General features: G+C 63.6%; 14 protein-coding genes and 4 pseudogenes. 4 read left to right on the forward strand and 14 right to left on the reverse strand.

The genetic code is table 11. The annotated features are described in order from the left end of the window. Positions 1-96 precede the first annotated feature (96 nt). The 8 genes and pseudogenes from V8Z74_RS16995 to V8Z74_RS17030 form a co-directional block, all read right to left on the reverse strand. Entirely contained in the window at positions 97-1,449 is a 1,353-nt protein-coding gene (locus V8Z74_RS16995; RefSeq protein ID WP_349710291.1) for an HD-GYP domain-containing protein, read from the reverse strand. A gap of 122 nt (positions 1,450-1,571) precedes the next feature. After that, positions 1,572-2,363, reverse strand: a complete 792-nt coding sequence (locus V8Z74_RS17000) for an SDR family NAD(P)-dependent oxidoreductase (RefSeq protein ID WP_349710292.1) — start codon at positions 2,361-2,363, stop codon at positions 1,572-1,574. A 5-nt stretch (positions 2,364-2,368) separates the two neighbouring features. Then, positions 2,369-2,929 carry a DUF3833 domain-containing protein gene (locus tag V8Z74_RS17005; protein WP_349710293.1) on the reverse strand — a complete coding sequence of 187 codons (561 nt, stop codon included), beginning with the start codon at positions 2,927-2,929 and terminating at the stop codon, positions 2,369-2,371. Beyond that, a pseudogene (locus V8Z74_RS17010) lies at positions 2,926-4,219 on the reverse strand (MFS transporter). The gene V8Z74_RS17005 and the pseudogene V8Z74_RS17010 overlap by 4 nt, the downstream one beginning before the upstream one ends. A gap of 15 nt (positions 4,220-4,234) precedes the next feature. Continuing rightward, positions 4,235-4,804, reverse strand: a complete 570-nt coding sequence (locus tag V8Z74_RS17015; protein WP_349710294.1) for a chalcone isomerase family protein — start codon at positions 4,802-4,804, stop codon at positions 4,235-4,237. Next, positions 4,797-6,069 (reverse strand): annotated as a pseudogene (locus V8Z74_RS17020) (class I SAM-dependent methyltransferase). Before V8Z74_RS17020 ends, V8Z74_RS17015 begins: the two are co-directional and overlap by 8 nt. After that, entirely contained in the window at positions 6,066-6,818 is a 753-nt protein-coding gene (locus tag V8Z74_RS17025; protein WP_349710295.1) for a DUF1365 domain-containing protein, read from the reverse strand. The pseudogene V8Z74_RS17020 and the gene V8Z74_RS17025 overlap by 4 nt, the downstream one beginning before the upstream one ends. Then, positions 6,815-8,161 carry an NAD(P)/FAD-dependent oxidoreductase gene (locus tag V8Z74_RS17030; protein ID WP_349710308.1) on the reverse strand — a complete coding sequence of 449 codons (1,347 nt, stop codon included), beginning with the start codon at positions 8,159-8,161 and terminating at the stop codon, positions 6,815-6,817. The genes V8Z74_RS17025 and V8Z74_RS17030 overlap by 4 nt, the downstream gene beginning before the upstream one ends. A 145-nt stretch (positions 8,162-8,306) precedes the next feature. Here V8Z74_RS17030 and V8Z74_RS17035 point away from each other — a divergent pair, with 145 nt between their 5' ends. Then, the gene (locus tag V8Z74_RS17035; RefSeq protein ID WP_349710296.1) at positions 8,307-8,963 is read left to right on the forward strand and encodes a TetR/AcrR family transcriptional regulator; all 657 of its coding nucleotides are present in this window, start codon (positions 8,307-8,309) and stop codon (positions 8,961-8,963) included. 70 nt (positions 8,964-9,033) lie between these two features. On the opposite strand, the gene V8Z74_RS17040 is transcribed toward V8Z74_RS17035, so the two are convergent. From V8Z74_RS17040 to V8Z74_RS17050, 3 genes are all read right to left on the reverse strand, one after another. After that, the gene (locus V8Z74_RS17040) at positions 9,034-9,531 is read right to left on the reverse strand and encodes a nuclear transport factor 2 family protein (protein ID WP_349710297.1); all 498 of its coding nucleotides are present in this window, start codon (positions 9,529-9,531) and stop codon (positions 9,034-9,036) included. Between the two features lie 225 nt (positions 9,532-9,756). Next, complete coding sequence (locus V8Z74_RS17045) at positions 9,757-10,395, reverse strand: CoA transferase subunit B (RefSeq protein WP_066478501.1); 639 nt, start codon at positions 10,393-10,395, stop codon at positions 9,757-9,759. Positions 10,396-10,398: 3 nt separating this feature from the next. Continuing rightward, complete coding sequence (locus tag V8Z74_RS17050; protein WP_349710298.1) at positions 10,399-11,106, reverse strand: CoA transferase subunit A; 708 nt, start codon at positions 11,104-11,106, stop codon at positions 10,399-10,401. 76 nt (positions 11,107-11,182) lie between these two features. Between V8Z74_RS17050 and V8Z74_RS17055 the strand changes: the two genes are divergently transcribed. Then, positions 11,183-11,725, forward strand: a complete 543-nt coding sequence (locus tag V8Z74_RS17055) for a PAS and helix-turn-helix domain-containing protein (RefSeq protein ID WP_066478512.1) — start codon at positions 11,183-11,185, stop codon at positions 11,723-11,725. 256 nt (positions 11,726-11,981) lie between these two features. Beyond that, positions 11,982-14,192 carry a catalase/peroxidase HPI gene (katG, locus tag V8Z74_RS17060; protein ID WP_349710299.1) on the forward strand — a complete coding sequence of 737 codons (2,211 nt, stop codon included), beginning with the start codon at positions 11,982-11,984 and terminating at the stop codon, positions 14,190-14,192. Positions 14,193-14,433: 241 nt separating this feature from the next. Here katG and V8Z74_RS17065 read toward each other — a convergent pair whose 3' ends face one another. Continuing rightward, positions 14,434-15,069 carry an IclR family transcriptional regulator domain-containing protein gene (locus V8Z74_RS17065; protein WP_349710300.1) on the reverse strand — a complete coding sequence of 212 codons (636 nt, stop codon included), beginning with the start codon at positions 15,067-15,069 and terminating at the stop codon, positions 14,434-14,436. A gap of 15 nt (positions 15,070-15,084) precedes the next feature. Beyond that, positions 15,085-15,141: pseudogene (locus tag V8Z74_RS17070) on the reverse strand (hypothetical protein); the annotation flags it as partial. A gap of 487 nt (positions 15,142-15,628) precedes the next feature. Between V8Z74_RS17070 and mhpA the strand changes: the two are divergent. Beyond that, positions 15,629-17,158 (forward strand): annotated as a pseudogene (gene mhpA / locus V8Z74_RS17075) (bifunctional 3-(3-hydroxy-phenyl)propionate/3-hydroxycinnamic acid hydroxylase MhpA); the annotation flags it as partial. A 36-nt stretch (positions 17,159-17,194) separates the two neighbouring features. Here mhpA and V8Z74_RS17080 read toward each other — a convergent pair. Further along, a partial coding sequence (locus V8Z74_RS17080) for an IS3 family transposase (protein WP_349710301.1) occupies positions 17,195-17,810 on the reverse strand: 616 nt, incomplete at its 5' end.

Consider the following 17,810-nt stretch of genomic DNA (forward strand, 5'->3'; position numbering starts at 1 on the left):
ATCCATTGCTGCCCACAAAGCGGGTGAATACCCTGACTGCAAAGCAGCGTCCCAGGAACGGGGCCGCCCACACGTGCTTGCAGGCGCCATGGCACGCTATGCGTTGCCCGCAGGCTCCTGCAGCGGTGGCACGGCATCGATCCGCAGGCTGGCCTCGCACCACTCCATGACGGCAGCATCCAACGCATGCCTGCGCGCACCGGTGTCGGGCCAGCGGTGCAGGCATGCATTGACAATGGCCTGCAGCTGCCATCGGGCTTCCCGGCTGACCAGGGCCAGCTCCCCCATGCCCAGTGCATCGTCCTGCAGGAAAGCCAGCAGCTCGGACTGCTGGCCCGGATGCAGGCCGGCTTCGGCCAGCTGCTTTTGCAGCCCCCTCAGGCTGGAGTCGATGAAGATGGCCGCCTGGTGATCGGGCATGTCCTGCCAGCGCTCGGGAAACTGCCGGCTCAGCGTGCGCCACAGCTGAAAGACCGCCGACAGAGCCGTCACGTTGTACGTGAACTCGGCCTGCAACGGCTGCAACGGGGCGCCCGGCGCGCTTTCGTCGTACAGCAGCGGCAAGACGTGGCGTACCAGATGCGCCGGATAGCAGCGATGGTTCATCCGAAGCATCAGCGACAGCCGCTGGCCGGGCAGGTCCCGGAATTTGTCGTAAAAGGCCGCGACCACCTCGGCCAGCAACAGCACCTGTCCCATTGTCGATATCGCGTCGCCCCGGCTGCCGCGCGGGTAGCCTGAACCATCCATGCGCTCATGATGGTCCAGCACCGCCATTTCCACCGCCTGGGGATAGACGCCGCAGCTGCGGACGATGAGCATGCCCGTGACCGAGTGCGCGACCAGATGCCGCCGCTCGGTACCCGTCAGCCAATGCTCGGTGTCTGTCCAGGCCGGATCCATATGGAGCATGCCCACGTCATGCAGCAACGCCGCCGCAGCCAGCAAAGCGCAGTCGTGCCCGCTCCAGCCATTCTTTTGTGCCAGGTACACGGCCACCAGCATCATCTGGATGCTGTGCGCGAACAGGCCGGGACGCTGCTCGCGCATGACCGTGAGCTTGAAGGCCAGCTGCGGCGGCAGCACGATCTGGCGCACCGGCGCCAGCAGGCGCTGCGCCCCGTCCAGCGCCCGTGCCATGCGGCGCATCAGCTCCATGGTTTCGATCTGGTCCATGGCACGGGCCCCGATCTCCTGCACGTCCACGCAACCATCCACGCTCAGATATTTTTCGACAGGATCGCGCAGCTTGTGCTCCACCAGACGCGCATAAACACGGCTGTCGATGCGAGCCCCCTTGTCCAGCAGCTTGACGCCCTTGTCGGTATAGATGGCCTGGACTGCCACCACGCGACGGCGGTCCGCCATATCGGTCACGGCACGCAGGAAGTGCACGCCGTCCTCGTGCCATGCCTGCTGCGCCAGCAGCCCTGCCCGGCTGTCGCTCATAGAAAAGCTCCCTTGCCCCTGATCGCTGCAATATACGCGCTTCGCCTCCGATCACAGCGCCCGCAGCTGCTGCCTCTTGACCGGGAGCAAGCTCGAAGGCGGCTTCCGGGCGCAACGGCCGGTCAGGCTCCCGTGATGCGGCGCACGGCAGAAAAGTACCAGCCGTCGGGCAGACAGCGCAGAAGCCGCATCCAGCGCGTGAAGCGCCGCGGAAAGTTCATTTCGAAATGGCCCTGGGCCCAGCCCTGCAGCATGTGCCGCGCGGCTTCTTCGGGAGTGATGAGCGCAGGCATGCGAAAGCGGTTCTGCGCCGTCAGCGGCGTCTCGACGAAGCCCGGGTTCACGATGGAAACACCCACCCCCCGCGGATGCAGGTCGAGATACAGGTTCTCGGCCAGATTGTTGAGCGCGGCCTTGGTGGGACCGTAGGCCAGCGACATCGGCAGCCCCCGGTAACCGGCCACACTGCCCACCAGGGCCAGGTGGCCGTGGCCGGCCTCCAGCAGCATCGGAAGCACGGCATCCAGCAACTGCAGGGCACCGACATAGTTGACCGCCAGATGATGCTGCATTTCGGCAAGGTCGAACTCGGTGGCGCGCAGGGGCCGGTAAAGGCCCGCGCAATACAAGACCAGATCCGGCGCTCTTCCTGCATGGGCCTGCACGGCCCGGGCGGCCTCCGCCACGGTTTCGGGCCGGGTCACATCCAGCGGCAAGGCCACGCATCCGGGATGGCCTGCGGCGAATGCCTGCAGTGCAGCGGCATCCCTGGCCGATACGATCACACGGGCGCCCTCGGCATGAAGGGCCTCGGCAGTGGCCTTCCCTATGCCTGAAGAGGCACCGACAATCCAGGCGCATTTCCCCTGCCAGCGGGCCATCGGCGGATTGAGCCTGGCGTTCAGCAGCGACATGGCGGCTACTCCCTGGTGAAGGACAGCGTCACGTCCCCCAGATGGATGCCGAACTTGCTCATTGCCGCGCGGTTGAGCATGGTGCGCCCATCCATCAAGTACATCCAGTCATCCATGCTGACGTTCCAGACCTTTCCGTTCACCGGCAGGGCCAGCACATAGTTCCAATGGAAGGCATTGCCGGCACTCTGGCCGCGCGCCTCTCCCACCACATCGTCGGCACGCCCGGTGTAGCGGCCTTCGCCCAGGTACTTCAGATGCCAGATGCGCTGCTGAGTGCTGCCGTCGCTGTAGACAAAATGCTCGTCGAGCGTGCCTTCGTTGCCGCTCCAGCGGCCCGTCATGCGCACGGTGAAGCGCTTCACCACTTTTCCGGAGCGGTCCGTGAACACTCCATGCGCCACCAGCGGTCCATTGAAGTACTGGCGCAGATCCAGTTCGGGGCGCTCCCGAGCATATTCCTGGACCGACGGGCCCGCGCAGCCGGCCAGCATTCCCATGAGCGCCAGCCACACCCCGGCACGCCGCAAGGGCAGGAAAGAACGAGTGCTTACCATGGACTTCATATCAACCTCCAGGACATGTGCAGGCGCTCGGCACGCCAGAGGCACGCCGCAGCCATCAGTTTGAGCAGGCAGGGCAGGCCTGCGTAGGCCCATGCCAGTGCCTGCAAGCCGGCAGGATCGGTTGTGCCGCTGCGATAGCCCGCAGCGGAAAGAAGCGGCAGGCCCAACCCGGCCGCCAACGCCAGATTGAGCTTGGCGGCGCAGGCCCACCAGCCCAGATAACGGCCTTCACCCGAACCGCCCTGCCCCGACTCGTGGATCACTCCGGTCAGCAAAGCGCCGGGAAGCGCCAGATCCGCTCCCAGGGCCAGTCCGCTGACAAGGCAGATGGCGGCGAAAGCCCCGCCATCGCCCGCCCCGAGCCAGGGCGTGAAGCAAAAGGCGATGACGCTCGCCAGCATGCCTGCACGCCAGCTGGGTGCCAGGCCCCAGCGGGAGACTGCCGTGACCCACAGCGGCAGACCTGCAGCGGCGGCGCCGAAATAGCACAGCAGAAACAGCGGCTGCAATTCCTGTGCGTGCAACCGGTCCGCCACGAAGAACGGCAAGAGGGTGGCGGGTATGGCAGCGGCTACGCCATTGAGCATGAAGACCGACAGCAGGCGGCGGAAACCTGCATCTGCCCAGGGTGCCGGCCGCGCGCTGGCTCCGCGCGGCTGCCCGGTGAATGCCGGTGCTGCAGCGGGTCCACGCAGGCGATGCAGTCCTGCAAGGCCCAGGGCAAGCCCTGCCGCGAGCACACTGCTGGTTGCATCATGGCCCAGCCATGCAGGCAGCACGCTGGCCAGCACCACGCCGGCAAGGGTGGCGCCTTCCCGCCAGGCCGTCACCCGCGTGCGCCATGCAGGATCGCCCCCCCCAGCGCGTGCCCCAGGCCTGGTGCAAGATGCCCACGGCGCTGTAGGCCAGCGTGCATACCAGCAGGCTGGCAGAAAGCCAGCCCAGCAACCGGCCGGGACCTCCGGCGGGCGGGTGCCACAGCGCGGCGAAACCCAAGGCCATGAGCACGCTGCCCAGCGCCGCCGCGAACCAGGCCGGGCCCGATCCGCGATGCAGAAGGCGATCGGCCATGCGCCCCAGGGCGGGATCCAGCACGGCATCGAGCGCGCGGGTGGCGAGCAGCACGGCACCGAGGCCAGCCAGCGGTGCCCCTGCCACCGCGGCGTAGTGATGGGGCAAGGTGACGTACAAAGGCAGCGACACAAAGGCCAGCGGCGCCGCCAGGCCGCCATAGGCCAGTCCCGTGCGCCAGGACAGTGGTGTCGGGCGGGGGTGCGACGGCGCGTTCATGGGGCGCGGATCCGATCAGCCCTGGCCGAGCAAGGCAGCGCGCAGCGCCGGCGCGGACGTCTGCTCGGAGAGCCAGATGCCGAAAAACAGGCGCGCATATTCCGCATCCCGTATCCGCCCGGTTTCACGGCCGTTATGGAAAAAGCCCACGCCTCCCGCTCCATCGCTGAGGCCCAGCAGGCGATCCTGCGCAGCCACATCGGGAAAGGCCTTCTTCATCAAGAGCAGCCACTGGCGTGCCTGTTGATCGGAAAAGCCGCCCACACGCCGCATCTCGGCGACCGAACGCTCGGCGATCGCCTCGCCCTCCAGCTTGCGGTCGTAGATCAGTTCCAGGGCGAACGGCTGGCGCGCATAGTCCGCTGGCTCGAAGCCAGGCGGCGCCCAAAGGCGGGCTTCATACACGCGCAGTCCAAAGAAGCGCAATACGCCGCTGCCGACAAGGCGGGCCGAGGGCAAGGCAGAGCGCAGCTCTGGCGGGAGGGCAGGCACAGCGGCCGGAAGATCGTGGGTCATTGCAGCAAGAATAGGAGCAAGAAAGCTGGCGCTCCAGACCAGGGCTTGGCGGCGCCGAACGTCAATCATGGCCGGGCCTGCGCAAGGTGAACTGGACGACATCGGTGTTGCCCATGTCGAACGCGGCTTCGCAATAGGCCAGGTAGAACCTCCATATGCGGATGAAGCGCTCGTCGAAACCCTGGCCTCGTACGGCGTCGAGGTTCTCCTCGAAGGAGCTGCGCCAGCGCCTGAGGGTCTCGGCATAGTCCTTGCCGAAGCCCATCCTGTTCTCCACGATCAGGCCTGCGTTCAGCGCCTCCCTCTCGAAAGCAGGAATGCTGGGCAGCAGCCCTCCCGGGAAGATGTACTGCTGGATGAAATCGGTGGAGCGCAGGTAGCGCGCAAACAGGTCCTCGCGCAGCGTGATGGTTTGCAGGCAGGCATGGCCCCCGGGCTTGAGGCAGTCGCGCAGCGTCTGGAAATAGCTGCGCCAATATTCATGTCCCACGGCCTCGAACATCTCGATGGAAACAATCGCATCAAAGGGCCGTTCGGCATGCCGGGCGGCCAGATCCCGGTAGTCCTGGTAATGCAGCTCGACCTGCCCCTGCAGACCGGCCTGCGCGATGCGCTGCACGCCCCACTGCAGCTGCTCGCGCGACAGCGTCACGCCGGTGACGTGGGCGCCGAACTCGGTGGCCGCAGTCTGCGCGAGAGCCCCCCAGCCGCAACCGATTTCCAGCAGGCGCTGGCCGGGCTGGAGTCCCGCCTCGCGCAGCGCGCGCCTCATCTTGGCCTGTTGCGCCTGCTGCAGGTCGGCTTGCTCCAAGGCCTCGCCGTCGAGCCCCCCGAACCAGGCGGCGCTGTAGCTCATGCTCGGATCCAGCCAGAGCCGGTAGAAGTCATTGCCCAGGTCATAGTGGGCATGGATGTTGCGGGCGCTGCCCGCCCGCGTGTTGCGATGCAGCAGGTGACGCAGCCTGAAGCCCATTCTTCCCCACCAGCTGCCATATACCAGCTGCTCCATATGGTCGCGATTGCCGATGCACAGCCGAAGCAGCGCGCTGAGGTCCGGGCTGTCCCATTCCCCTTCTATGTAGCCCTCGGCCAGCCCGATATCGCCGGAACGCAGGATGCGCTCCAGGGCATTCCATTGCTGGATGGTGCAGCGCGCATCGGCTTCCGCGGGGTTCTTCCCCGGAAAATGCAGCACTCCCCCCCTGCGGCAGCTGCACGTCCAGGTGGCCGCATGGCAGGCGCTCCAGCAGTTTCATGACGCGGCGCGCGCTGCGAGGCATGGAGCGCGGCGCAGCGGAGGACGGACTCAATACGGGGGCAGTGGTCGTGTTCATCGTGTGACGAAGCGCTTGGGCTCGGAAGGTTTACGGTGGAAAGGCAGGCGCTTGGCCCAGAGGCGAAGCGCCTGCCAGTGAATGCGGAAGATGACCCCCAGCGTCATCAGCGGCATGCCGAAGAAAGCGCGGCGCACATGGGAAATGCTCAATGGCTGCAGCGCGCCTTCCACGCCGGTGCACAGCAGCGGGCCCGCCTCGTCATGGAGATCCACCCGCACCACGGTGCGGTCTTCGCTGCGCTCGAAACGGAAGCGGTACTCTCCTCGCACCTCGCAGAACGGCGATACATGGAACTGCTTGCTTGCCGCCTGCTCGCGCCCCCAGGCGAGGTCAGGCCCCGCAAGAAGATAGGCATGCCGCTCGCCGAACGTGTTGTTGACTTCGGCCAGGACCGCCGCCAGCGAACCGTCGGCCTTGTGCGCATACCAGAAACTTACCGGCTTGAATGCATAACCCAGCACACGCGGAAAGGTATGCAGCCAGATCTCGCCATCGGCACCGTCAATGCCTTCTTCCCGGAGCAGCTGCTCGAACCAGGCCAGGCAATCGTTGCCGCCATCGCCGTGATCGCAATCATGAAAGCTTATCCAGCCGGGCCGGTTGCGGTGCAGCAAGGCATCGGGATGCGCGCGCAGGCTGCGCATGGGCAGCAGCAGAAAATATCCCGGGTAACGGAATGCATGCGTCACCGGCCGCAGCCGACGATGCCAGACATGGCCGAACCCGATCAGCGGACGCAAGTTCATACGGCCTCCGCCACGGCGGCACGGGAAGTTGCGGAGGCGCTGCGAGCGAGCGAATCCGACACGGCTTCGGCGGCCCTGAGACCCGAGCGCAGGCCGTCCTCGTGGAAGCCATAGCCGCACCAAGCGCCGCAGAACCAGGTGCGAAGATGTCCCTGCAATTCGCCCACCCTTGCCTGGGCCGCAATCGCGGCCTGGTCGAAGACGGGGTGGCTGTACTGGATGCGCGCATGGACCTTGTCTTCCGCGATCGCACGCGCAGGATTGAGCGACACCAGCACCGGCTGCTGCCACGGCAGGGGCTGCAGCCGGTTGATCAGGTAATGAAGGCAGACTCCGGCTTCCTCATCCGAGGAGGAAGCGGCTCTCTCATAGTTCCAGGCGGCCCACGCCGAGGTGCGCTGCGGCAGCACGCCCTTGTCGGTATGCAGCACCGCCTCGTTGGGTTGATAGCGGATGCTTCCGAGCACCGCGCGCTCCTGCGGGGTCGCATCCTCGCCAAGCAGCCGCAATGCCTGGTCGCTATGGCAGGCCAGCACGACGGCGTCAAACCACTCCGCCCCATGGGCCAGCTGCACCAGGACGCCATGCCTTTCCCGCCGGATGCCCAGCACCGGGGAGTTCAGCCTGGCTTCGTGGCGGGCATCGTGCTGCAGCCGCGCAACCATGCGCCGCACATATTGCCGCGAGCCTCCGCGCACCGTGTACCACTGAGGCTGGCGCGTGATCTGGAGGAGGCCATGGTTGTGGCAAAAGCGGATCAGCGTGGCGACAGGAAAACGCAGCATCTGGTCCGTGGGACAGGACCAGATGCTGCCGATCATCGGCAACAGATAGTCGCTGCGAAAGGCCTTTCCGAAGCCGTGCCGGTCCAGGAAATCGGCGATGGAAGCCGTGAGCTGCGCCTCGGTTTGCCGCCGGGCGATGTCCGTTGCAAGCCGGTTGAAGCGCAGGATCTCTCGCAGCATGCCCAGAAAGCGGGGCCTGAGCAGATTCCGCCGCTGCGCAAAGACGCCTGCCAGAGAGCCGCCACTCCATTCAAGTCCCCTGCGGCCGTCGGCCTGGGGCACCTGGACGGAAAACGACATCTCGGAAGCCGCGGTCTCCACCTTCAGTTCATCGAGCAGTCGCGTCAGCAGCGGATAGGTCCGGTGATTGAATACCAGGAACCCCGTATCGACTGCATGGCCGACGCCATCGAGATGAAGGTCCACCGTATTCGCGTGGCCTCCGAAATGGCTGCCGCCTTCCAACAGGCACACGCTGAACGGCATCTGCCCGTCCGCCAGGCGCCATGCGGCCGCCAGACCGGAAACACCCGAACCAATGACAGCTATACGATGCATGAAAGCCCCTTGAAATAGTCGCCAGTCACCCGGATAGACCCAGAAGAACAAACAATGAACTAATGAGTTCACACTATAAACTACAAATATCAAAATTGCACTACAAAGTATCCGACCTGACCTCGCGCGTCATAAAATACGGCTCATGAATGCTCGCTCATCAATCAGGGAACAGATCCAGCGCGTGCGCGAAGAGGCCATCGTGGCCGCCGTCAACCGGCTTCTGGCCACCAAGGGCTACGATGCGATGACGGTGGACGAGGTGGCTGCGGAGGCCGGCATGGCCAAGGCCAGCCTGTACAAGCTGTTCACCTCCAAGGAAGAGCTGGCAGGCGCCGCGATGGTCGGAGTGCTGGACCGTGCACTGGGCTTTGTGGACGGCTTGCGCAGCGCGGCCGAGCAGGCCGCCGAAGCAGGCCAGCCCGTCCGGGCGCTGGACCAGCTCAAGGCCGTCACCCGATGGGCCATGCAGACCCAGCTGGAGGGAGAGATGCCCTCCCTTCCCGCCCAGAATTCCAGCCTCAGCGCCTCGCTGCAATCCAACGACGAGTACATGGATCGCCTCATAGCCCTGAGCAACCGGCTCAGCACCTGGATCACGGAAGCCCAGACAGGCGGTCAGCTGCAGATGCAGCTACCGGTGGAGCTGGTGCTTTACACGCTGTTCGCGCGCGCCTGCGATCCCGTCGTGGGCTTGCTCAAGGAATCAGGCCAGTACACGCATGAACAGATCATCGAATGGGTGACCAGCACTACCTTCGATGGTTTGGCCACCTCAAGTGCCGCCCCCTCTTTGCCCTAGGTCCCAACGGCTTTCGGCATGCCGCGGCGGCCGGACCGGGAGAACGCCGTTGCGCCCTCCGTGCCCATCCTCAGGATGGCGAACCCTGCGCATGCCCAGTCTTTGAGGAGCTGAATGCCGTACGGCGCAGCCAGCGCATCAAGGCGCCAAGCAGCGGCAACTTCTCGTACAGCTCTTCTGCGGCATCCCAGTAATCGCGATGATGTGCCACACGGCCCTGGGCGTCGAAACGCAGGGACGAGGCACCGCGGATGCACTGTTCGACTTCAGGCCGCCAGCGCCGCAACCGGAAGCGAAATTCCCATTCCAGGAAGGCCCTGTCGTCCTGCACCAGCTTCTGCGTGACGACAAAGCGCGGATCCTGCAGCGAAGCAAACATGTGCTCGAAGATGCGCGTGATCGCGGGCACCCCGCGCACTTCATTGAAGGGATCCTTGAAGTAGGCATCGGGCGCATAGTAGGCACCCAGCCCGGCCAGATGCTCCGGTGCCAGTTCCTCGTACAGCCGGACCAGCCTGTGCACGGCAGAATCGACATCACGGCAAGTCAGGGACAAATCGACAGTCATGGGAGCGCGGTCTGGTGATTTTTTGCGTTGGCGGGAAGACGCAAGCATAGGGCAACATCGCCGTGCGTCCGTTTTCCTGCAGGCACGGCAGGTGCGGGAAATCCGTCGGCGGCGGGGCCTCCACCTCACCGTTACCCCAGGCCTGCGACAGACACAGCCCAGGCATGAAGGGCAATAAAAAACGCAGCCCGGGGCTGCGTTTTTGCGTCCGACAGGAGGCCGGATTCAGCGGATCAGCTCCACGCCCGTCTTGGACTGGATTTCCTCGAAGCTCACATCGGGTGCCAGCTCCACCAGCTTCAGTCCCTCGGGAGTCACGTCCATCACGCCCAGATCGGTGATGATGCGGTCCACCACGCCCACGCCGGTCAGCGGCAGCGTGCAGGCGGGCAGGATCTTCAGGTCGGTCGTGCCGTCCTTCTTGCGGGCCACATGCTCCATCAGCACGATAACGCGCTTGACGCCGGCCACCAGGTCCATGGCGCCGCCCATGCCCTTGACCATCTTGCCCGGAATCATCCAGTTGGCCAGGTCGCCCTTCTCGGACACCTGCATGGCCCCCAGGATGGACAGGTTGATCTTGCCGCCGCGGATCATCGCGAACGACTGGTCCGAGCCGAAGATGGACGAGCCCGGCAGCGTGGTCACGGTCTGCTTGCCGGCGTTGATCAGGTCGGCATCGACCTGGTCTTCGGTGGGGAACGGGCCGATGCCCAGCATGCCGTTCTCGGATTGCAGCCACACTTCCTTGTCGCCCGTGTGGTTGGCCACCAGCGTGGGAATGCCGATGCCCAGGTTCACGTAGAAGCCGTCTTCCAGTTCTTGCGCCGCGCGCGCGGCCATTTGGTCTTGCGTCCAGGGCATGGTTCAGGCTCCTTTTTTCTCGGTCAACGTGCGCTTCTCGATGCGCTTTTCAGGATGGGGGTTGTGCACGATGCGGTGCACATAGATGCCGGGCAGATGGATGTCGTCGGGCGCGATCTCGCCGACCTCGACGATCTCCTCCACCTCCACGATGCAGACCTTGCCGGCCGTGGCCGCGGCGGGGTTGAAGTTGCGCGCCGTCAGGCGGAACTGCAGGTTGCCGCTCTTGTCGGCGCGGTGCGCCTTGACCAGGGACACATCGGGCACCAGCGAACGCTCCATCACATAGGTCTCGCCGTCGAACTCGCGCAGCTCCTTGCCTTCGGCCACGATGGTGCCCACGCCGGTCTTGGTGAAGAAGGCCGGGATGCCGGCGCCGCCGGCACGCAGCTTCTCGGCCAGCGTGCCCTGGGGCGTGAATTCCAGCTCCAGCTCGCCTGCCAGGTACTGGCGCTCGAACTCCTTGTTCTCGCCCACATAGGAGGAGATCATCTTCCTGATCTGGCGGGTCTCCAGCAGCTTGCCCAGGCCGAAGCCGTCCACGCCGGCATTGTTGGAAGCCACCGTGAGATTCTTCACGCCGCTGGCCACCAGTGCATCGATCAGGGCCTCGGGGATGCCGCAGAGGCCGAAACCACCCACAGCCAGCAATTGCCCGTCAGCCACGACGCCCTGCAGCGCCGCTTGTGCGGATGGATAGAGCTTTTTCACACATGTCTCCTTCTTGAATCGGATGCGCTACGATACTACGTACTTGAGTAAGTAGTTTTTCGTAAAGAGCAGCACCATGGCGGTTGATTATCGGTTGGCGTTCGAAGCAGCCCCAGTGGGCCTGGTGATCTCGCGCAACCGCACCATGATCGACTGCAACCTGCAATTGTGCGAGATGTTTGCGGCCTCGCGCGAACTGCTGATCGGCCAGTCCTTCCAGGTGCTCTACCCCAGCGCCGACGAATACGAACGCCTGGGCGCGCGCATCGCGCCCATCCTCAACGCCAAGGGCTTTTATTCGGACAACCGCATCATGAAGCGCGCCAACGGCGAAACCTTCTGGTGCCATGTCTCGGGGCGCACGCTGGACCGCAACAATCCCCATGCCTCGGGCATCTGGAGCTTCGAGGACCTCTCGGCCCAGCGCCCCGTCAAGGCTGAACTCACGGGCCGCGAGCGCGAGGTCGCGGCCCGCCTGCTCGAAGGCCTGACTTCCAAGGAAATCGGCAAGGCCCTGGCCATCAGCCACCGCACAGTGGAGATATACCGCGCGCGGCTGATGCGCAAGTACGGCGCTTCCACCGCAGCCGATCTGGTGCACAAGCTGGTGGCCGGCTGAAGACGGCCCCGCCCCTCCCTGCCCGCGCGGCGCTCCATGCATGCATTGCTCTTGCGCTGCATCACGGATCGGACCGATATTTATCGCTATGGTGAACTTGGATTTTTTCAATCGAAAACACCTTGTCTCATTGATAGCTTAAAAACATAATGAATTCAATTTAATAGTTAACAGCTATTAAATATTCATTGCGTTGCCGCTACCAGCAGGTATCCATCGCTTGTCCCCCGAAACGACTCGTTGAAACGGAGATCCCATGACGACCGAATCCAAGTGCCCCTTCCACAGTGCCCAGCAGGCCCACAGCGCCACCGCCGCTGCCGGCCACGGCACCACGAACAAGGACTGGTGGCCCAACCAGCTGCGCGTGGACCTGCTGAACCAGCACAGCAGCAAGAGCAACCCGCTCGATGCCGGCTTCAACTACGCCGAGGAATTCAAGAAGCTCGACTACGAGGGCCTCAAGCGCGACCTGCGGGCGCTGATGACCGATTCGCAGGATTGGTGGCCGGCCGACTTCGGCCACTACGGCCCGCAGTTCATCCGCATGGCCTGGCATGCCGCCGGCACCTACCGCGTGCAGGACGGGCGCGGCGGCGCTGGCCGCGGCCAGCAGCGCTTCGCGCCGCTCAACTCCTGGCCGGACAACGTCAACATCGACAAGTCGCGCCGTCTGCTGTGGCCCATCAAGCAGAAATACGGCAACAAGATCTCCTGGGGCGACCTGATGATTCTGTGCGGCAACGTGGCGCTGGAGACCATGGGTTTCCGCACCTTCGGCTTTGCCGGCGGCCGCGAGGACACCTGGGAACCCGACCTCGACGTCTACTGGGGCGCCGAGAAGGAATGGCTGGCCACCAGCGACAAGCCCAATAGCCGATACAGCGGCGAGCGCGACCTGGAGAACCCGCTGGCCGCCGTGCAGATGGGCCTGATCTACGTGAACCCCGAAGGCCCGGACGGCAATGGCGACCCCGTCTCCGCGGCCCGCGACATCCGCGACACCTTCGCCCGCATGGCCATGGACGACGAGGAAACCGTGGCCCTGATCGCCGGCGGCCACACCTTCGGCAAGACCCACGGCGCGGGCCCGGCCTCGCATGTGGGCGCGGAGCCCGAAGCCGCAGGCCTGGAAGCCCAAGGCCTGGGCTGGGCCAGCAGCTTCGGCACCGGTTCCGGCCGCGACGCCATCACCTCGGGGCTGGAAGTGACCTGGACCCAGACGCCCGCACAGTGGAGCAACTTCTTCTTCGAGAACCTGTTCAAGTACGAATGGGTGCAGGAAAGGAGTCCTGCCGGTGCCATCCAGTGGGTGGCCAAGGATGCGCCCGACGTCATACCCGACGCGCATGGCGGCCCCAACAAGAAGCCCACCATGCTGACCACCGACCTGTCGCTGCGCATGGACCCGGCCTACGAGAAGATCTCGCGCCGCTTCCTGGAGAATCCCCAGGCCTTTGCCGAAGCCTTTGCGCGCGCCTGGTTCAAGCTCACCCACCGCGACATGGGCCCGCGTTCGCGCTACCTTGGCCCCGAGGTGCCGAAGGAAGAACTGATCTGGCAGGACCCGATTCCCGCCGTCCGGCATCCGCTGGTCAACGACGCCGACGTGGCCGCTCTCAAGGCCAGGGTGCTGGCCTCGGGTCTCACGGTCTCCGAGCTCGTGGGCACGGCCTGGGCCTCGGCCTCCACCTTCCGCGGCTCCGACAAGCGCGGCGGCGCCAACGGCGCGCGCATCCGCCTGGCACCGCAAAAGGACTGGGAAGCCAACCAGCCCGAACAGCTGGCCCGCGTGCTGGCCGTGCTGGAAGGCATTCAGCGCGAATTCAACAAAGCCGCCGACGGCGACAAGCGCATCTCGCTGGCCGACATGATCGTGCTGGCCGGCAATGCAGGCGTGGAAAAGGCCGCAGCCGACGCCGGCGTCGCGGTCACCGTGCCCTTTGCCCCCGGCCGCGCCGATGCCAGCGACGAGCAGACCGACATCCACTCGTTTGCCGTGCTCGAGCCCAAGGCCGACGGCTTCCGCAACTACCAGCAGCGCCAGAACGCCGTGCCGGCCGAAGTTCAGCTGATCGACAAGGCCCAGCTGCTGACGCTGACCGCCCCCGAGATGACGGTGCTGATCGGCGGCCTGCGCGCCATCAACATCAACACCGGCGGCAGCCGGCACGGCGTGTTCACCGCCACCCCGGGCCGCCTGACCAACGACTTCTTCGTCAACCTGCTGGACATGGGCACGCAGTGGAAGGCGCTGGAAGACGGCACCTACGAAGGCGTGGACCGCAAGACCGGCGAAAAGAAATGGACCGGCACCCGTGCGGACCTGGTCTTCGGCTCCAATGCCGTCCTGCGCGCCCTGGCCGAGGTCTATGCCGAAGCCGGCTCCAGCCAGAAATTCGTCAAGGACTTCGTGGCTGCCTGGGTCAAGGTCATGGAGCTGGACCGGTTTGATCTGAAGAAGTGATAAAGGGCCGGCCGCAGCCTTGGGCGTCGGCTAGTTCCTGGAAATAAAAAACGCCCGCAGGGGCGTTTTTTATTGGCGGCTAGCGAGCCATTGTTATTGGCCCGACGTCTCCCCGGAGTTGAGTGGCAGGTGAGCTTGGAGTCCAATCCCATGCAATAGGAGATTGGACGTGAAAAAGAGATTTACAGAAGAACAGATCATTGGCTGTGTTGGCTTAGCAGAGCGAAGTCAACCGGTTTCGCTAGTCAAACCATGGAGCGATATTCCGCCCCATGCGCAGTGCGAGTTTTTTGAGCCGAGGTACATACCGGTTTAGCAGTTCTTCTTCAGCAACAGCAGACTTCGGAAAGATCAGGTTCAAGCCTCCAATTAGGCGACGCCCACACTTCAAGGGCACGGCCACTGCTCCGAAAGGTGCCTGTTGATCCCAATCACCCTCGCTAATGCCGTATCCCCGCTCTCGGGTGGTAGCTATCAGTTGCTTTATCGCATCCATGTCTCGCGCTAGAGCACCAATTGCGTCATCGCGCTGCGCAAGCAACATCAACAGGCCATCGCGCTCTTCCTTGGAGCAGGCAGCCAGGTAAGCTCGCCCTATGGCGGTGAAGAAGATCGGCAGTTTCTCGCCGATCATGCCTCGATGCTGGGACAGCCGGCTGAATCGATGGGTACTTTCGCGCACTACCATGAAGCCACCCTCGACCGTGCCCAGATCACATGGCCAAAGCAACTCTGGCACGGCTGAGCGCATCAGCGGCAATGCGACCTGCTCTACCCAGGCATCGTCTACCAGCCCTTCGCTGAGGCTGCGTACTGCGAAGGTCAGGTAGTACTGCCCATCTTTCTCCCCCTTGCGCACAAAGCCTTCTGCACGCAAGGTTTCCAGCAGGCGCTTTACGGTCGTTCGGTGTATGCCGCAAGTCTGTGCCAGCGCAGTGGTCGTGGCAATCCCCCCCCGGCGATCTGTTCATCGCCTGCAGAACGGCCAACCCTCGAGACAGGCTTCGCACGTCTTTGTAGTCACTCGGTAGAGCAGTACGTAGCAACGGGGAGTTCATCATGTGCTCCAGTGTTTGTGCACCATCCCAACAAAATCCGCGCAGTTGACGAAGGCATCCTGAAGCGGGCCATTGTATGAACTCTTTCCAGGCAGCAGACCTGCAGCACGCCCGCTCATGCTGGTGAACAGTTGCCAGCGATACCTATGGCGATTGCCCAGGTCTTGTCGATTCGCTCCGAAAAAGTGACGCGCCAGTCACGGACGAGACTTCACTCATCCAGCCGCTCAAGAGCGGGCTTTGTTTCGTCAAAGATCAAGACTGAAGGGTTTGCACCTAGCCCAATGTGCACCAGGTGCACGCTGTTTTCAGGACGTTCGAGTGTTTTGACAATCATCAAAACCGCAATAAACGCGCTCTCAAACACGGAGACATCGAATGCAAGCCACCCAAGAAAATCCAGCGACCCAAGAGGATGCTGATGTAGTGATCATTGGAGCAGGCCCTGTTGGCCTGACCCTGGCCAATACCCTTGGCCTTGCCGGAGTGCGCGTCATAGTCGCCGAGAAGTTGCCGCAGATCATTGACTACCCCCGCGCTATCGGCATTGATGACGAGTCGCTACGGACGCTTCAGACGGCCGGTCTTTCCGAGCAGGTCCAGGCTCATATCACCCCTCATCACTGGATGCGTTTTTATACCGCCAGCGGCCAGTGCTTTGCGTCGATCGAGCCACGAACGGATGAATTTGGCTGGTCGCGCCGCAATGCTTTCATCCAGCCTCAGGTGGATGACATCCTCTACCGCGGCCTGCAACGGTTTGAGCACGTCCAGGTACTGCTGGGACAGGAGTTGCAGAGCTTTACCCAAGACGATACGGGAGTCGCGATCGTCATCAAGAACTCCGATGGTTTGGAGCGCACGCTGCGCGCCAAGTATCTGGTTGCAAGCGACGGCGGCAACAGCTTGGTCCGTCGCAAGCTGAATGTGCCCTTCGAGGGACGAACCAAGCCCAATCAGTGGATCGTGGTGGACGTACGCAATGACCCATTGGGTACTCCACATATCGACATGCATTGCGATCCTGAAAGGCCATATGTCTCTGCGGCACTTCCGCATGGCATTCGTCGCTTTGAATTCATGGTCATGCCCGGAGAGACAGAGGAGGAACTATCTAGGCCTGAGAACCTGGCCCAGCTCATGCGCAAGGTAGTTCCCGAACCGGACAAGGTCGACTACATCCGCAAACGCGTATATACCCACAACGCACGTCTGGCCGCTCAGTTCCGTATAGGCCGCATTCTTCTGGCAGGCGATGCCGCGCACATCATGCCGGTCTGGCAAGGCCAAGGCTACAACAGCGGCATGCGTGACGCCAGCAACCTGGCGTGGAAGCTGGCCCTGGTCGTCAAGGGCGAAGCCGGCAGCGGTCTGTTGGACAGTTACGAACAGGAACGTCGAGATCATGCACGCAGCATGATTCACCTTTCCGAAGTAGCCGGCGACATATTCGCTCCGGAAAGTCACTCCGCCGCCAAAGTTCGCGACACGGTCATGCTGGCACTCAACGCCGTACCTCCTGTTAAGCAGTACTTTGCGGAGATGCGCTTCAAACCCATGCCGCGCTACGAGCAAGGTGTCGTGCTGCACAATACGGCCACGAGCAATCAGGGAGCTAGAGCACCGTTTGCCGGATTGATTGACCGCTCGGGCAACACCCCGTTGAGTCGCCTGGTAGGCCTGATGGCCGAAAAAAAGGAATCCTTCATTGGCCGTCTGATTCATGGCCTGGAGGTCGCACCTGCTAGTCCCGTGGGGCGCATGTTCATCCAGCCTCGTGTGGCCACGGTGGATCGCCAGTCGAGGCTCCTCGACGACTTCATCGGCTTGAAGTTCTGCATTTTGGCCTGGGGTACTGACCCCACATATGGCATGGACGAGCAGGCTCTGTCCTTCTGGCAGAGGCTGGATGAATCGCACCGGGTTTTGAGGAGGCCGATTGGTTTAAGTTGACACCTCTGCCGAGGTGTCGCTGACGGCTAGTTGCCTCCAGTAGTTTGCCTCAGCTTCTGCCGGAGGGATGCCCCCAATCGGCGTGAGTAGTCGGACATGGTTGAACCAGTGCACCCACTGCAAGGTGGCCAGCTCCACGGATTCCCTGGTCTTCCAGGGGCCCCGGCGGTGAATCAGCTCGGCCTTGTACAGACCGTTGATGGTCTCGGCCAGCGCGTTGTCGTAGCTGTCACCCCGGCTGCCCACCGAGGGCTGTATGCCCGCCTGGTCCAACCGTTCGGTGTAGCGGATGCTGACGTATTGACTGCCCCTGTCGGAATGGTGCGTCAAGGCATGGGCTGCTGGCTGGCGGGCATACAGCGCCTGCTCCAGCGCATCCAGCACGAAGTCCGTTTGCATGCTGCGGCTGACCCGCCAGCCCACGATGCGCCGGGCGTACACATCCACCACGAAGGCCACGTACAGCCAGCCCTGCCAGGTGGAGACGTAGGTGAAGTCCGATACCCACAGCTCGTTGGGACGGCTGGCCTTGAAGTGCCGGTTGACGTGGTCCAGCGGGCACGGCGCTGATGTGTCAGGCGTGGTGGTACGTACCGCCCTGCCACGG

It is taken from the genome of Comamonas sp. w2-DMI, assembly GCF_040187735.1.
Taxonomy (GTDB): domain Bacteria; phylum Pseudomonadota; class Gammaproteobacteria; order Burkholderiales; family Burkholderiaceae_C; genus Comamonas; species Comamonas terrae.

Coding starts and splice junctions, on each gene's coding strand:
- V8Z74_RS17025 (WP_349710295.1), bottom strand. CDS start 6,818: ATGAACTTGCGTCCGCTGATCGGGTTCGGCCATGTCTGGCATCGTCGG.
- V8Z74_RS17040 (WP_349710297.1), bottom strand. CDS start 9,531: ATGACTGTCGATTTGTCCCTGACTTGCCGTGATGTCGATTCTGCCGTG.
- katG (WP_349710299.1), top strand. CDS start 11,982: ATGACGACCGAATCCAAGTGCCCCTTCCACAGTGCCCAGCAGGCCCAC.
- V8Z74_RS17000 (WP_349710292.1), bottom strand. CDS start 2,363: ATGTCGCTGCTGAACGCCAGGCTCAATCCGCCGATGGCCCGCTGGCAG.
- V8Z74_RS16995 (WP_349710291.1), bottom strand. CDS start 1,449: ATGAGCGACAGCCGGGCAGGGCTGCTGGCGCAGCAGGCATGGCACGAG.
- V8Z74_RS17045 (WP_066478501.1), bottom strand. CDS start 10,395: ATGCCCTGGACGCAAGACCAAATGGCCGCGCGCGCGGCGCAAGAACTG.
- V8Z74_RS17055 (WP_066478512.1), top strand. CDS start 11,183: ATGGCGGTTGATTATCGGTTGGCGTTCGAAGCAGCCCCAGTGGGCCTG.
- V8Z74_RS17030 (WP_349710308.1), bottom strand. CDS start 8,161: ATGCATCGTATAGCTGTCATTGGTTCGGGTGTTTCCGGTCTGGCGGCC.
- V8Z74_RS17035 (WP_349710296.1), top strand. CDS start 8,307: ATGAATGCTCGCTCATCAATCAGGGAACAGATCCAGCGCGTGCGCGAA.
- V8Z74_RS17005 (WP_349710293.1), bottom strand. CDS start 2,929: ATGAAGTCCATGGTAAGCACTCGTTCTTTCCTGCCCTTGCGGCGTGCC.
- V8Z74_RS17015 (WP_349710294.1), bottom strand. CDS start 4,804: ATGATTGACGTTCGGCGCCGCCAAGCCCTGGTCTGGAGCGCCAGCTTT.